Genomic DNA, 16,004 nt, shown 5'->3' with positions numbered 1-16,004 from the left:
GTATCTTATTGATCCGCCACCAAGGTGTCAAGTAGATGGGGTGCGAGTTTGTTCAAAATATAGCAAAACAGTTCTGCAGTCTTTTGAGTGTCGTATAAAGCAGAGTGTGCTTCCTTACCATCGAACTCAATTCCAGCCTGAATACAGGATTTTGCCAGTACGGTTTGACCAAACATCACGGCACTTAAAGTCACCGTGTCAAATACCGAAAAACTGTGAAACGGATTTTGATTTTTAGTGCCTGTACGCGCAATCGCAGCTTGTACAAAGCCCAAATCAAAATGTGCATTATGACCGACTAAAACGGCATGGGTGCAGTTTTGCTGGCGACGTACTTCATTGACCGATTTGAAAATACGTTTTAATGCACTTTTTTCATCTTCCGCCATGGCAATACGCATTGGGTTGGAAGGGTCTATACCAATAAAATCCAAGGAACGACGGTCTAAATTTGCCCCTTCAAAAGGATTAATATGTGCATGGTGCGCTTCACCAGGTACAAATTGACCTTCTTCATTATAAATAATCGGGATTGCTGCAATTTCCAGTAAGGCATCGGTCTGTGAGTTAAAACCTGCTGTCTCGACATCGACAACAACAGGTAAAAATCCACGGAAACGCTGACCAATCACTGGTTGGGTTTCATCTGTCACACTTTTCTCCATTGGATGGTCTTACCCGCATACAGTGGGATAATCTGTTCACCATCCAAATAGTCTAAACTTTCCGGAATAACTTGCTCTTCTTTGACCAGAGTAATGGTATTGGTATTGCGTGGCAGGCCATAGAAGTCAGCACCAAAGTGGCTGGCAAAACCTTCCAGGCGATCAAGTCGGCCTGCCTGATCAAAAGCTTGAGCATATAATTCAATTGCGGTAGGTGCGCTATAGCAACCGGCACAGCCACAGGCATTTTCTTTGGCATTTTTTGAATGCGGAGCACTGTCTGTTCCCAAGAAAAACTTGGGATTAGAACTGGTCGCAACTTCAAGCAAGGTTTGCTGATGGGTTTGACGTTTTAAAATCGGTAAACAATAGAAATGCGGTTTGATACCACCCACCAGCATATCGTTACGGTTAAACAATAAATGCTGTGGGGTAATTGTCGCAGCTACATTACGGTCTTGTTCAAGGACAAAATGTGCAGCTTCACTGGTGGTGATATGTTCTAGCACCAGTTTAAGCTTTGGAAACTGTTTTAATAAAGGTGAAAGGACTTCATCTAAAAAGCGTTTTTCACGATCAAAAATATCCACATGGTTATGCGTGACTTCACCATGCAGCAGTAATGGAACCTGATGTTCTTCAAGCTGTTCAATCACAGCATAGACTTTACGAATATCGCTGACGCCATTGTCTGAATTTGTGGTTGCACCGGCTGGATACAGCTTGATGGCATTGACATGTTCAGATTCTTTGATTTTTTTGACTTCGCTCGGTTGGGTATGGTCAGTAAAATAAAGTACCATACGCGGATCAAATGCGACACCCTCAGGCACATGCGCCATAATGCGTTCACGATAAGCCACTGCTTCTTCAACTGTTTTAATCGGAGGGACCGTATTTGGCATACAGATGGCACGTGCAAACTGCTTGGCAAGATCTGGAACTGTGCGTTTTAAAGATAAACCGTCACGTAAGTGAGCATGCCAATCGTCTGGCTGGAGAAGAGTAAGAGTATTCAAGGCCATTTCAATCGAAGAAATAAAACAGATGATAATCCATAAAGTGTGAAAATGGTAACGAGAATTACAGACAAATGGTTATATATATTTAATTCTAAATAAGAAAAATATGTTATTTTTAGTAACTAAAAGAAGAAAGAAATGCTGGGCAATGGAATCCAAGTATAATCTAGCGAAATTACAATATGATAAAGAAAAGATAGAAGAGCTGATTACGCGGCAAAGTCAACGCGTAGGGCAGGTTTTTCCCAAAAAAATGGAACAGGAATTTTGGTCGAAAAACTTGGAACGTGCTCGTAAGCATGTAGAGAAATATTTGTGGGGCGGTGTTTTATCTTATTTCATTTTTATTCTGGTGATTTTACCCAGCGATTACTGGGTGATCGACAAACAGTACTTCAAGCATGATTTTCTGAACTGTAGTCTAGGTTTGGCCAATGGTGCTCTATGCCTGTTGGTATTATTTGCTTTTTCTCATTTTCCTAAGCTGCGTCCATATTTTGCCCAGGCTTCCATGGCCATTATGTTCTGGGCCATTGTTTCCACATCCTGGTTAACCTTGACGGTAGACACGATTGCCTTGCGGCAACAAGGCTTGGCCATCCTCTGCATGATTTACATTGTGAGTTCTCTGATTACCGGGGTAAAGCCGTTTCATATGCTCATTGCTGGTTTATCAGCTGCTTTTGTCACCACCATTTTGTTTTTTACGCTTAAAGTTGATTTTAATGTCATGGTGTTGGGGCGTATTCTTTTTGGCAGCTGTATCTTTGCTTATGTGATTAGCCAGATGATTTTTGCACGTGAACGGATGATTTATTTATATTCCATGCGTGCCAAAATTAGCGAAAAAATGCATCGTATTCATAATTCAGAGTTGTTGCATTTAAGTCAGCATGATGGCCTGACCAAAATTTCAAACCGTCGTACTTTCGATGAAATGATGGAAGTATTTTATGAACAAACCCGTCAAGAACACTGTGCATTGGCGATTCTATTTATTGATATTGATTTTTTTAAAAACTATAACGATTTTTATGGACACCAGAAAGGCGATGATGTGATTTCGTCTATTGCCAAATCTATTAAAAATGCCATTCGGCATATGGACTTTGTAGCACGCTATGGCGGAGAGGAGTTTGTCGTATTATTGCCTGAAACGGATGCACATGGTGCTTATGCTGTAGCGTCAAATATATTTAAGAGCATCGAGCGTTTAGAAATTCCTCACGAAAAATCTTCAATATCCGATTTTATTACCATTAGTTTGGGAATTACCGTTTATCATGGTGAAGCCGAGCTGAGTAAAGAAGAATTATTGGAAATTGCTGATCAGGCTTTATATCGTGCCAAGAATTTAGGCCGTAACCAGATTTATTATCAATCTCTTCGTTCTTATATCCCTGAAAGTGAATTAATAAAATCATAAACAGGTCATATAAAAAAACCGCTCTTTGGAGCGGTTTTTTTATATCAAAAACAAACTTATTTGTTTTTGTCTTTTAATTGAGGAACTGCTGAACCTGTACCAACTGCAAGTAAGCCTGCACCTGTATAGATACCCAATTTTGCGCGAGTATCAGTGATGTCAAGGTTACGCATAGTCAATTGACCAATACGGTCAGCAGGACTAAACATAGAATCACCTTTCTCCATAGTCAAACGCTCAGCTTCATAAGTGAGGTTAGGAGATTCAGTGTTCATGATGGTGTAATCGTTACCACGACGAAGTTCTAAAGTCACAGTACCTGTGATTGCTTTAGCTACCCAGCGTTGTGCAGTTTCACGAAGCATAAGCGCTTGAGAATCGAACCAACGGCCTTGGTACAACAAACGACCTAAACGCAGACCGTTGATACGGTATTGTTCGATAGTATCTTCGTTATGAATACCTGTTACTAGACGTTCGTAAGCGATATGAAGAAGAGCCATACCTGGTGCTTCATAGATACCGCGTGATTTTGCTTCGATGATACGGTTTTCGATCTGGTCAGACATACCTAGACCATGACGACCACCGATACTGTTGGCTTCAAGAATGAATTCCACTGGATTTTCAATGCGTTGACCGTTAATTGCAACAGGGAAGCCTTCTTCGAAAGTAATCGATACTTCTTCAGGTTTGATTTCAACGTCATCTTTCCAGAAAGCAACGCCCATAATTGGATCAACGATTTTGATACCGGCATTCAGGTATTCAAGATCTTTCGCTTCGTGAGTGGCACCCAACATGTTTGAATCAGTTGAGTAGGCTTTTTCTTTTGACATTTTATAGTCAAAACCGTTGTCGATCAGGAACTGTGACATTTCCGCACGACCACCAAGCTCATCAATAAAGGTTTGGTCTAACCAAGGCTTGTAGATTTTAAGCGCAGGATTGGTCAACAAACCATAACGGTAGAAACGTTCAATGTCGTTACCTTTATAAGTTGAACCATCACCCCAAATGTTGACGTCATCTTCTTTCATTGCCGTAACAAGCATGGTACCCGTTACTGCACGGCCCAATGGCGTAGTGTTGAAGTAAGGAACACCACCAGTGCTGATGTGGAAAGCGCCACATTGAATAGCAGCAATACCTTCTAATGCAAGCTGTAAACGACAATCAACTAAGCGAGCTTTAACTGCGCCATACGCTTCCGCTTTACGAGGAATCGCATCGTAGTCGTCTTCATCAGGCTGACCTAAGTTAGCTGTATAAGCATAAGGTTCTGCGCCTTTTTGTTTCATCCACAAAAGAGCAGCTGAAGTATCTAGACCACCAGAAAAGGCAATACCAACTTTTTTGCCTACAGGGACATTCTGCAAGATAGTTGCATTATCAGTCATTGTTAATCCTAACGATATGAAATAGGCACCGAGAAATTTGGTGGCCCAAGAAAATACACATTTCTTCAATTGTAGCACTATTTTATTTCTAATGGTTTTACAAAAGAAAATCTCGTTGAAAATTTGAAATTGATAGATTCAACATATTGTTATACGCAAAGATTTTGATTGAATGGAGAAGTTCTCGACCAGTCATTTGTGATAAAGATGTGATAAAAGAGATAGCGATAATGATTTAAACAAAAAAAGCGCACGGTAAACAAATATGGGGATTAAAAATAAAGTGGTATCATTCATAAAAAAAACATTGATGCAAATATTAAAAACAATACTGGGAAAAATAAATCAGTTAATCAATGATTTAATTATTATCATTCAAGGAGTTAAAAAATACTTCGCTGCCTCGCAATTTACAGGTTATAACCCCAAACTTGCTTACTATCTTCGATTAACGCAAATCCTTCATATCACTTTGTTTATTTTACTTTTTATTTTTACAAGACAGGAGATCATGCAAAATCCCTTTACGGTGTTGTTTTTTGCTAGTCTTTTAGGATCGCTGCTATTTTTTTCACATCGTCTTTCTTTAAAGGTCAGTACCGGGACTGAACAGGTGAGAAAGCAGGTCCGCTATTTTTTATTGTTGCTGTTATTTTGTTATGGCGAGGGGACGTGGGGAATGATCCTGTTACCGATTATCCTGATAGCGAAATATACTCTGGATCAATATTGGCAGAGCGATTTGGATATTTATTTGGGAAAGTTTCATACTCAGCCGAAACGGAGACAGCATTGAATCATAATCTCAACCATTATGAGGATATTGATCCGATGGGACAAGCACTGCTTAAATGATCATTCTAGCTACGTTTGATGCTGAAACAGGGACAGCGAATAACCATAATTTTTTTTAAAAGCACGGCCCAGAGAAGATTGATCTGCATAGCCGAGCTGTAAAGCGATGTCGGTATAAGACAGCTGGTTCTGCTTCAGTAAGCTCAGGCAATATTTCATTTTGATCTGTTCAATCAACTGTCGGTAAATAATCCCTTGTTGTTTGAGTTTACGTTGCAAATTACGTTTGGACATGTGAAAGCTTTGCGCAAAGGTTTCAAGTTCAGGCAGTGCTTGTCCCATGTCCAGATGCTGTTGAATGATATATTCCAGTTGGGCAGTTAACGTATTTTTGATGGAATCATTATGCTGTAACCATTGCTCTGCTTGCTGGCTGAGCAGTGAAATCAGGATCTCGTCAGGTTGAGGCAGCGGGGTATCTAGCTGATGATTTGCATAGACAAAAGCATAGCGTGAAGCATTCATGATGACCGGGCATTGAAAGATATGTTCATAAATGTGCATCGGCATGGTTGCTGAATGTGCAATTTCGATACGTTGGCATTTTAAGTTTTGCTGTGTAAATAACTGCTGAATAATCAAATGAATGGCAAACAGATTGATTTCATTTAAGGCAATACTGTCACTGTTCCAAAATGGCCAGGTTACGGCACTTTCAAATGCTTTCTGCTCCAGATGAATATTCTCACCGCCAGTATGATCAATAATTAAAGTGCCATATTTTTCAATGTATTGAGCTGCCTCCAGAAAGGTCTTGGCATGGGAAGAAATATAGCCCACCAGTCCATAATGTTTTAGTTCACAATTTTGAGCAATATCAAAGTAAAGCTGCGATGAAACTTGAGATCGTTTTAGGATGTTTAGAAAATCATTGAACTGGCTAAGTGGTTTTTTCTCAAGAATATTGCTTTCTGCTAGTTCTGCAAGATGTGTTGATTCGGTAGCTGTCAGCAAGTCAAGTAATTTGTGCTGCACCATATAACGATACAGAATTTGAAAATAGGCATGGGATATTAGAATTTCGCTCATTTTTTATCATTTTTGGCATCTCAAGTATAAAATATGGCTTTTATGGTCGAGAAGTAAAGCTATATTTTATTCAAAATAGCATCATGATGAACAATGAGAATAAGATGATGAACGCTAAAATACATTTTAATGTCGATCCAGTTGTACGTAGCAATCTCGATTTTCATTTGGAAAATATGAAAAAAGATTGGTTTGATAATGATCCTTTTAAATCGCGCTTTTTTGATGCAGTGAGTATCTTATTTCCAGATGGTGAGCGCTATTTTATTGAAAGTGTCCGTCAATATAGAGATCAAATTCAGGATGAAAAACTAAAGTTACATGTGGCTGACTTTATCCGTCAGGAGGCACAACATGGCATAGCACATACCAAGATGAATCAGGTTCTAGAAGCGAAAGGGTTACCTGCACATCAAATTGCGAAAGAAGGTAAGCTGATATTTGATTGGATGTCGAATAATCTATCATCACGCTTAAATGTAACTTTTACGGCTGCATTCGAACATTTAACAGCATTAATGGCAGAGAGTTTTTTTGGCGAAAAAAGAACATTTGCCCATGCTGACCCTTATGTACGTGCTTTATTGGCATGGCACTCTATTGAGGAAATGGAGCATAGGGACGTTGTGTATGATGTGATGATGCAAGTGGGTGACGTTCCTGAGTGGATGCGTAAAATGGTATTTCCATTTGCTATTATGCACATGATGGGTTTTAGCTTAGTCAGAACTGAAGCACTTTTACGCCACGAGGGTTATTCCATTTCAGCACGTATTAAAATGTTTGCTCAAGGAGTGCCTTGGCTTCTGAGTAAACAAGGTTTAGGGAAAAATAAGAAACAATTGTTTGCATGGCTCAAAAAAGATTTTCACCCTAGTCAGCACCCAATAATTGCTCAATATGATGTTTGGGTGAATGTGCTGGCCGAAACCCATGATCCGATTCAGGCTGGACAGGCATTTTGGGAAGCGGGTAGGGAATAAGTGTGGGATGACAGGATAAATTTAAAAAGCCATATAGGGTGATCAGACCAATATGGCTTTTATGTTTTGCTGTATTTGTAAGTTATGTGGCTAAAATTACCGCTATGCACAGTAATATACGACTAAAGTTGTAGTCTTGGGTTTTAATTTTGTATACAAAAGAAAAAATATAAATAAAAACAAGCAATTTATTGAAACTGTACTCAGTTGGGTGATTTAAAAAAGTTGATCTTTTACTCGAAATTATTTGTTAAATTGGTCATACCAATAATTATTTTAATAGGCCATTATTGATCTTTAATTAAACAAAAATTACCATAATCGCCATAATGTGAATTATTTTTTTAATTAATTCTATATTGGTCATACCAATATTGATTAATACAAGGCAATTCAAATCATTTCTAGCAGACCAGTGAGCATTTCAAGGAGATGACAATGCTTCAACAATGGCAACAGATTTACGATCCTATGGGCAATATCTGGCTTTCCAGTTTGATCGCCCTGATCCCCATTATTTTTTTCTTTTTAGCGCTTGCGGTATTCCGTATGAAAGGCAGTGTAGCGGGAACAATTACCGTGATCCTTGCGCTTCTGGTTTCACTATTTTCCTATCAAATGCCAGCCATGATGGCTTTTGCATCGATGGTTTATGGTTTTTTCTATGGCCTGTGGCCAATTGCCTGGATCATTATCGGTGCCGTATTTCTATATAAAATTTCTGTCAAAACCGGACAGTTTGATATTATCCGCTCGTCCATTCTGTCCATTACCGAAGATCAGCGTTTACAGATGTTGCTGGTGGGGTTTGCTTTTGGTACCTTTCTTGAAGGTGCAGCAGGTTTTGGTGCTCCGGTAGCCATTACTGCCGCATTACTGGTGGGCTTAGGTTTTAAACCCTTGTATGCAGCGGGTTTGTGCCTGATTGTGAATACCGCTCCTGTTGCCTTTGGTGCGATGGGGATTCCAATTATTGTAGCCGGGCAGGTTTCTGGGGTAGATACCATGGAAATCAGCCAGATGGTAGGACGTCAGTTACCGTTTATGGTTCCAGTCGTATTATTCTGGATTATGGCGATTATGGATGGCTGGCGTGGTGTGAAAGAAACATGGCCAGCGGTGATTGTGGGTGGTGGATCATTTGCACTTGCTCAATATTTAACATCTAACTTTGTTGGTCCTGAACTGCCAGATATTACCGCTGCAATTGCATCACTTGTTTCTTTAACTGTTTTGCTCAAATTCTGGCAGCCAAAACATATCTTCCGTTTTAGTGATATGGATACAGCACTTGATGCGAACACAGTAGCAGATGCTAACAAGACTTATACCATTGGCCAGATTGCCAAAGCATGGTCGCCGTTTGCCATTTTAACGGTGATGGTCACCATCTGGAGTATCAAGCCCTTTAAGGATTTATTTGCTAAGGATGGTGCGCTGCATGATCTGGTTATTTCCATCAAGGTGCCGTATTTGCATCAGCTGATCCAAAAGATGCCACCAGTGGTTCCTGAAATTAAGGACTATGATGCCATCTATAAATTTGACTGGATTTCTGCTACCGGTACAGCCATTTTCATTGCCGCCATCATCACCATCATTTTCCTGAAAATGAAGCCAAAAGCAGCAGTCATCACTTTTGGCGAAACCATCAATGAATTGAAAGTTCCTATTTATTCGATTGGTATGGTACTGGCCTTTGCCTTTATTGCTAATTATTCAGGCATGTCGGCCACGCTGGCTTTAGCACTGGCACATACAGGGCAGGCATTTACTTTCTTCTCGCCATTTTTGGGCTGGATAGGCGTGTTCCTGACCGGTTCAGACACATCTGCCAATGCACTGTTCTCGGCACTTCAGGCCACCACGGCACAACAGATTGGCGTGCCAGAAGTATTGCTGGTTGCGGCCAATACTAGTGGTGGTGTAACCGGGAAAATGATTTCACCTCAATCGATTGCAATTGCCTGTGCTGCCGTAGGTCTGGTCGGTAAAGAATCTGATTTGTTCCGCTTTACCGTGAAACACAGTATCTCCTTTACCGTGATGATTGGTATTATCATTACCTTACAAGCCTATGTGTTCCCATGGATGATTCCATAAACCGGAATTGATGCAAGAGTAGAGAAATGCAGATGAAAGTTTCCGACCAAGCCGTACAGCAGCTCCGCATGTTGATTGAACAGAGCAATATGCAGGTTGGAGACCGTTTGCCTGCAGAACGTAAATTATGTGAACAGCTCGGGGTATCGCGTTCATCTTTGCGTGAAGCGATTCAACATTTGGTCAGTATGGGCATGTTGCTCAGCAAGGCTGGCTCGGGAACCTTTTTGCAGTTGCTGCCAGGTGCCTGGACCAATCATCAAATTGTAGAACCTTTAAGCAACTTGATTGATCAAGACCCTGCTTACCGTTTTGATGTGCAGGAAGCGCGCAGCGTTTTAGAGGGTGGTACCGCCTGGTATGCCGCGCAGCGCGCCACAGCAGCAGACCTGGAAAATATACGCCGTTGCTATGATCAGATTGCTCATTATCAAGCCATTGGGGATGATGAGCAGTCGGCAAAAGCGGATGCCGAATTCCATTTAGCCATTGCCGAAGCCTCACATAATTTAGTGCTAATACAGATGATGCGCAGCCTGTTTGACCTGTTGAAATACAATGTGGTTTTGGGCCGGCGCAAAGTTTATAGCGAATCGCACCGTTTTGATCAATTGCATGATCAGCACTTTCAGGTGATGGATGCAATTGAACGCCGTGATCCTGATGCTGCACGCAGTGCAGTCTGTGGACACATTGAGTTTGTAGTACAACAGGTACGTTTGATTGATGAAGAAGAAGCTCGTCGCCAGCGTGCCAGTAGATTAAACAGGATATAAGCATGATTATTTCTTCTGCGAATGATTATCGTGAAGCCGCTAGACGCCGCTTGCCACCGTTTTTATTTCATTACATTGATGGTGGTGCGTACGCGGAATATACACTGAAGCGTAATGTGGAAGATTTATCAAAAATTGCGTTGAGACAACGTGTACTGAATGACATGTCGCAGTTAAGCCTGGAAACCAAACTGTTTGATGAAACCCTATCGATGCCAGTAGCGCTGTCGCCAGTGGGCTTAACAGGGATGTATGCACGTCGTGGGGAAGTTCAGGCGGCAGTGGCAGCAGATAAAAAAGGGATTCCATTTACCTTGTCTACGGTTTCAGTCTGTCCGATTGAAGAAGTGGCGCCAGCGATTCAGCGTCCAATGTGGTTCCAGCTGTATGTGCTACGTGACCGCGGCTTTATGAAAAATGCCTTGGAACGTGCCAAAGCTGCTGGCTGTTCAACCTTGGTGTTTACGGTAGATATGCCGGTACCTGGTGCGCGTTACCGTGATGCACACTCGGGTATGAGCGGGCCAAATGCAGCAATGCGCCGTTATATGCAATCCTGTTTCCATCCGCATTGGGCATGGAATGTTGGCATGATGGGTCGTCCACATGACCTGGGTAATATTTCAAAATATTTGGGTAAGCCTACAGGTCTTGAAGATTACATTGGCTGGTTGGGCAATAACTTTGATCCGTCCATTTCATGGAAAGATCTGGAGTGGATTCGTGAGTTCTGGGATGGTCCAATGGTGATCAAAGGCATTTTAGACCCTGAAGATGCCAAGGATGCAGTACGTTTCGGTGCCGATGGTATTGTGGTTTCCAACCATGGTGGTCGTCAGCTGGATGGCGTATTGTCTTCTGCACGTGCGCTTCCACCGATTGCCGATGCGGTTAAAGGCGACATCAAAATTCTAGCCGATTCGGGTATCCGTAATGGTCTGGATGTGGTGCGTATGCTGGCCTTAGGTGCGGATACCTGTATGTTGGGTCGTGCCTTTGTCTATGCACTGGGCGCTGCCGGTGGTGAAGGTGTTTCCAATCTACTTGAATTGATTGATAGAGAAATGCGCGTGGCAATGACGCTGACCGGTGCCAAAACCATTGCCGATATTACTTCGGATTGTTTGGTGAAGCTAGATAGAGAGTTGGCTGAGTGATGATTACCTAAACTTTTCTTTGAAAAGAAGGAGTTCCCCCTCTTTATTAAAGAGGGGTTAGGGGAGATTTCTAGAATTTATAAATTAATAAATTCTAGAAAATAGCTTCGTAATTTTTTCTCCCAGTCTCTGTTAAGCATATAGATAATAAATTGAAGCAAGATGAGTTTAGACGGAGTCTTATCGTGAAAAAGCAGATATTGGGAGCTCAGCTGTTACTTTGGTTTTGCCCAAAGTAACCAAAGGCATTTGTCATCCGTTGAACTCGTCAAATAACAAAACGAATTAATCTCTCGCAGAAACATTGAGGTCCTATTTCAGTCTGCCTCAAACAGCAACGGATGACGTTTTCGTGTATCAAATGTTAGTTATGATGATATTTCTAAAGCGTATTAAAAGAGCGGCGAGTAGCTCAAAAATGACTTTAGAAAAGGATTAGAAATATGTTCACGCAATCAAATTCACAACAAACAATCCAAAAAATGATAAACATCGTGGGCAGGCAGCATGTCCTGACTGATGACAATGACACCCGTTTATATCGCCAAGGTCGACGCTATGGTTCGGGGCAGGTTTTGGCTGTGGTTGCTCCCGGGTCATTGCTGGAGCAGTGGCAAGTCTTGCAAGCTGCGGTGGATGCAGACTGTATTGTGATTCTGCAGGCAGCCAATACCGGACTCACAGGTGGATCAACACCGTTTGGCGATGATTATGATCGACCCGTGATTTTGATCAGTACACGCCGTTTAGCCGGTATTCAAGTGATTAATGAAGGTAAACAGGTCATTTGTTTACCCGGTGCTACACTGGACAAACTGGAAAAAGAACTGGCACCTTTCAATCGTGAGCCGCATTCGGTGATTGGTTCCTCCTGTATAGGTGCTTCAGTTTTGGGTGGGGTTTGTAATAACTCAGGCGGTGCACTGGTTCGCCGGGGTCCGGCCTATACAGAACTGGCGCTGTATGCCCGAGTAAATGAAGCAGGACAACTGGAACTGGTGAATCACTTAGGCGTGAATTTAGGTTCAAACCCAGAAGATATTTTAACCAGACTGCAAAACCAAAACTATCAGATTGCCGATATTGAAAATAATCCAGGTTGCTGTGCTTCAGATCAGCACTATGCGCATGATGTTACGCAGGTCGATGAAAATACCCCGGCACGTTTTAATGCCGATCCATCCCGTTTGTTTGAAGCATCCGGTTCGGCAGGCAAGGTGTGTGTATTTGCAGTCCGTCTGGATACCTTTGAAAAAATTCCAAGCCAAGTATTTTATGTCGGCACCAACACCCAGCAAGATTTAACCGCAATTCGCCGTTTTTTATTGACCGATTTACCACGCTTACCGATTGCAGGTGAATATATTCATCGTGTGGCTTACGACATTGGTGCGGAATACGGCAAAGATACCTTCATGTTTATTGAAAAATTTGGAACGGCTAAAGTCCCGGCTGCCTTTGCCATGAAAGACAAGGTGGATGGTTATTTAGAAAAATTTGGCATGAAAGGATTGTCAGATAAAGTCCTGCAACTGGTGACCAAATTTTTACCCTCACATTTACCGAAACGCATGAATGAGTTTCGTGATCTGTATGAGCATCATCTGGTTTTGCGTATAGAAAATCAGGATGTGGAGCAGGTTGGGAAATTTTTAAAACAATATTTTGCTGAAAATATCACAGGTAATTATTTCCTGTGTAGTGAAGAAGAAGGACGTAAAGCCTTTTTGCATCGCTTTGCTGTAGCTGGAGCTGCCATTCGTTATCGCGATACTCATCGTTCAGAAGTGGAAGATATTGTGGCTCTGGATATTGCCTTACGTCGTAATGACCGTGAATGGGTAGAGACTTTACCCAAGGAAATGGATGAGCTGATTATTCATAAACTTTATTATGGCCATTTTTTATGTCATGTGTTCCATCAAGACTATATTGTCAAAAAAGGCGTTGATCCTTTGGCGATAGAACATCAAATGTGGAATTTGTTAGATCAACGTGGCGCAGAATATCCCGCTGAACATAATGTCGGACATTTATATGTCGCCAAACCGGCTTTAAAAAATCATTATCAAAAGCTCGATCCAACCAACAGTTTTAATGTGGGGATTGGTTATACCTCAAAATTAAAATACTGGAATTAGGAAACTAAATTAAAAAGCTGAATTAAAATAAAAAATATGAAGTAGTTCTGTCTCAGGCGCAGTCTAACAACTGTGCTTTTTTTTATGAGAAATTGACTGTTTCGTCAGACAATGTTTAAAAGAAGTCATAAACAAAAAATTAAAAATAGGTAAAGTAATATGCAACAAGTTGCAAAGCCAATATATTAAGGATCCATCATGACAACTAGCTATGCAAATATTTTAAAACCGCTACATTTGGGATTTACGACCATTAAAAACCGTGTCGTGATGGGTTCCATGCATACAGGTCTGGAAGACCGTTTTTATAATTATCCTAAACTGGCCGCATATTTTGGCGAGCGGGCAAAAGGTGGCGTAGGGCTGATTATCACTGGTGGGATTTCACCGAACCGTCAGGGCTGGTTGCTTCCTGCGGGTGGTACCATGAACACTTTGGGTGATGTAGCACCCCATCGTTTGGTGACGCATGCCGTGCATAAGCATGGCGCAAAAATTTTGATGCAGATTCTTCATTCTGGCCGTTATGGCTATCAGCCTTTTGTGGTGTCTGCCAGTCCAATTAAATCGCCAATTTCGCCGTTTAAACCACGTCAAATGAGTGAAAAGCAGATTCTCGAAACTATCCACGATTATGTGCATACGGCCAGCATTGCGAAAAAAGCCGGCTATGATGGTGTGGAAATTATGGGTTCTGAAGGCTATTTGCTGAATCAGTTTTTAAGTCGTCATGTCAATCAGCGTACTGACCGCTGGGGTGGTGACATTGAAAACCGCATGCGTTTTGCCGTAGACATTGTCAAAGCCATCCGTAAAAAAATTGGCGAAAACTTTATTATCTGTTTCCGTTTGTCGATGCTGGATCTGGTACATGACGGCAATACCATGCAGGAAGTGATTACGGTGGCACAGGCTCTTGAACAAGCCGGAGTCACTTTGCTGAATACCGGGATTGGCTGGCATGAAGCCCGAATTCCGACCATTGTCACTTCTGTACCACGTGCTGCATTTGCTGACTATACAGCGGAAGTGAAAAAGCATGTGGCTATTCCTGTGATTGCCTCTAACCGTATTAACATGCCTGAAACTGCCGAAGCCATTTTGGCTGCTGGAAAGGCAGATATGGTGCAAATGGCGCGACCATTATTGGCGGATGCCTTCTGGGTCAGCAAGACTGCCACCAATCGTGTTGATGAAATTAATACCTGTATTGCCTGTAATCAGGCTTGCTTGGACCACACTTTTAAAAATAAACGTGCAACTTGTCTGGTCAATCCCCGTGCTGCATATGAAACTGAACTTGTGTATGTGAAAACCAAAGCACCGAAAAAAATCGCTGTTATTGGTGGAGGTGTGGCAGGCATGTCTGCTGCAACAGTGGCTGCAAGTCGTGGCCATAAAGTCACTTTATTTGAAGCCAGTCATGAAGTGGGTGGGCAGTTCAATCTGGCCAAAGTGGTACCGGGTAAAGAAGAATTCCATGAAACCATCCGTTATTTTAAAGTTCAAATTGAAAAAACCGGGGTGGAACTGCGTTTAAATACCAGAGTCAACCGTGAACAACTGGAGCGTGAAGGCTTCGATGAAGTTGTGGTTGCAACAGGTGTAGTGCCTCGTAGTTTAAAAATTGAAGGCAGTGAGGCACCGCAAGTGTTGTCTTATGCAGAAGTATTACGCGGAGCAGCAGTAGGTCACAGAGTTGCCGTGATTGGTGCTGGCGGGATTGGTTTTGATGTGTCCGAGTTTTTATTGAAGCCTGAACATCAGCCTCAGCCGCAACCGTTGGCAGACTGGCAACGGGAGTGGGGCATTGACCCAAATCCGAATTATGTGTCTGAAGGTGGCATGCAGGCGGCTGAAGTGGCCCATCCGGTACGTGAGATCTATTTATTGCAACGTAAAACCACGCCGCTGGGGATTGGATTAGGCAAAACCACAGGTTGGGTACATCGTGCACAATTGAAAAAGCATGCCGTGAAAATGCTACGTGGAGTGCAATATAAATCTATTACTGATGAAGGCTTATGGATTGAAACCAATGGTCACGATCAACTGTTACGTGTAGATACAGTGGTAGTGTGCGCAGGACAGGAGTCAGTCAAAGACATTATGCCGAATCAAGATGAATTTACTTTGGCAAATTACCATATTATTGGTGGTGCCAAACTGGCGGCAGAGCTTGATGCAAAGCGTGCAATCCGCGAGGGTGCTGAATTGGCAGCCAAATTATGATTTTTTGAGTTGATTTGGTGAAACAATATTCATTTGAATAGTTTAGTTGTAATTTTTACTTGTCAGTTTTTAAAAAGATCCGTATTATGGCGCACATGGAAGCGTGGCAGAGCGGTTTAATGCACCGGTCTTGAAAACCGACGAGGGTGCGAGTCCTCCGTGAGTTCGAATCTCACCGCTTCCGCCAAATTCAAAAGCCCCTGTGAAAACAGGGG

The 16,004-nt window shown here is 42.0% G+C and carries 12 protein-coding genes and 1 tRNA gene; 9 read left to right on the top strand and 4 right to left on the bottom strand.

All coding sequences use genetic code 11. The annotated features are described in order from the left end of the window. Nucleotides 1–5 precede the first annotated feature (5 nt). Both rnt and pyrC read right to left on the bottom strand, forming a co-directional pair. Nucleotides 6–665: a ribonuclease T gene (rnt, locus tag ACE01R_RS15600; RefSeq protein ID WP_395552438.1), complete on the bottom strand. Its 660-nt coding sequence runs from the start codon at nt 663–665 to the stop codon at nt 6–8. Continuing rightward, nucleotides 650–1,684, bottom strand: a complete 1,035-nt coding sequence (pyrC, locus tag ACE01R_RS15595; protein ID WP_395552437.1) for a dihydroorotase — start codon at nt 1,682–1,684, stop codon at nt 650–652. Before pyrC ends, rnt begins: the two co-directional genes overlap by 16 nt. A gap of 151 nt (nt 1,685–1,835) precedes the next feature. Here pyrC and ACE01R_RS15590 point away from each other — a divergent pair, with 151 nt between their 5' ends. Then, a complete protein-coding gene (locus tag ACE01R_RS15590; RefSeq protein WP_395552436.1) occupies nt 1,836–3,113 on the top strand; it encodes a GGDEF domain-containing protein in 1,278 nt (425 codons plus the stop codon). Between the two features lie 56 nt (nt 3,114–3,169). Here ACE01R_RS15590 and argG read toward each other — a convergent pair whose 3' ends face one another. Next, complete coding sequence (argG, locus tag ACE01R_RS15585; protein ID WP_395552435.1) at nt 3,170–4,513, bottom strand: argininosuccinate synthase; 1,344 nt, start codon at nt 4,511–4,513, stop codon at nt 3,170–3,172. Between the two features lie 265 nt (nt 4,514–4,778). On the opposite strand from argG, the gene ACE01R_RS15580 reads away from it, so the two are divergent. Beyond that, a complete protein-coding gene (locus ACE01R_RS15580) occupies nt 4,779–5,309 on the top strand; it encodes a hypothetical protein (protein WP_395552434.1) in 531 nt (176 codons plus the stop codon). A 68-nt stretch (nt 5,310–5,377) separates the two neighbouring features. Here ACE01R_RS15580 and ACE01R_RS15575 read toward each other — a convergent pair whose 3' ends face one another. Beyond that, nucleotides 5,378–6,397, bottom strand: coding sequence for an AraC family transcriptional regulator ligand-binding domain-containing protein (locus tag ACE01R_RS15575; RefSeq protein ID WP_395552433.1), 1,020 nt, complete (start codon nt 6,395–6,397; stop codon nt 5,378–5,380). Nucleotides 6,398–6,504: 107 nt separating this feature from the next. Between ACE01R_RS15575 and ACE01R_RS15570 the strand changes: the two genes are divergently transcribed. From ACE01R_RS15570 to ACE01R_RS15540, 7 genes are all read left to right on the top strand, one after another. Continuing rightward, complete coding sequence (locus ACE01R_RS15570; RefSeq protein ID WP_395552461.1) at nt 6,505–7,380, top strand: metal-dependent hydrolase; 876 nt, start codon at nt 6,505–6,507, stop codon at nt 7,378–7,380. Between the two features lie 432 nt (nt 7,381–7,812). Beyond that, nucleotides 7,813–9,483: an L-lactate permease gene (lldP, locus tag ACE01R_RS15565; protein ID WP_395552432.1), complete on the top strand. Its 1,671-nt coding sequence runs from the start codon at nt 7,813–7,815 to the stop codon at nt 9,481–9,483. A gap of 32 nt (nt 9,484–9,515) precedes the next feature. Then, nucleotides 9,516–10,259, top strand: coding sequence for a transcriptional regulator LldR (gene lldR, locus ACE01R_RS15560; RefSeq protein ID WP_395552460.1), 744 nt, complete (start codon nt 9,516–9,518; stop codon nt 10,257–10,259). A 2-nt stretch (nt 10,260–10,261) separates the two neighbouring features. After that, a complete protein-coding gene (gene lldD / locus ACE01R_RS15555; protein WP_395552431.1) occupies nt 10,262–11,416 on the top strand; it encodes an FMN-dependent L-lactate dehydrogenase LldD in 1,155 nt (384 codons plus the stop codon). Nucleotides 11,417–11,859: 443 nt separating this feature from the next. Continuing rightward, nucleotides 11,860–13,557: a D-lactate dehydrogenase gene (gene dld / locus ACE01R_RS15550; RefSeq protein ID WP_395552430.1), complete on the top strand. Its 1,698-nt coding sequence runs from the start codon at nt 11,860–11,862 to the stop codon at nt 13,555–13,557. A gap of 198 nt (nt 13,558–13,755) precedes the next feature. Further along, nucleotides 13,756–15,789, top strand: coding sequence for an FAD-dependent oxidoreductase (locus ACE01R_RS15545; protein WP_395552429.1), 2,034 nt, complete (start codon nt 13,756–13,758; stop codon nt 15,787–15,789). Nucleotides 15,790–15,886: 97 nt separating this feature from the next. Further along, nucleotides 15,887–15,976: transfer RNA gene (locus ACE01R_RS15540), tRNA-Ser, on the top strand. Nucleotides 15,977–16,004 lie beyond the last annotated feature (28 nt).

It is taken from the genome of Acinetobacter sp. BSP-28 (assembly GCF_044130285.1).
Classification (GTDB): domain Bacteria; phylum Pseudomonadota; class Gammaproteobacteria; order Pseudomonadales; family Moraxellaceae; genus Acinetobacter.
Note: the sequence above shows the minus strand (reverse complement) of the source record. Positions and strands in the feature narration are given on the sequence as shown.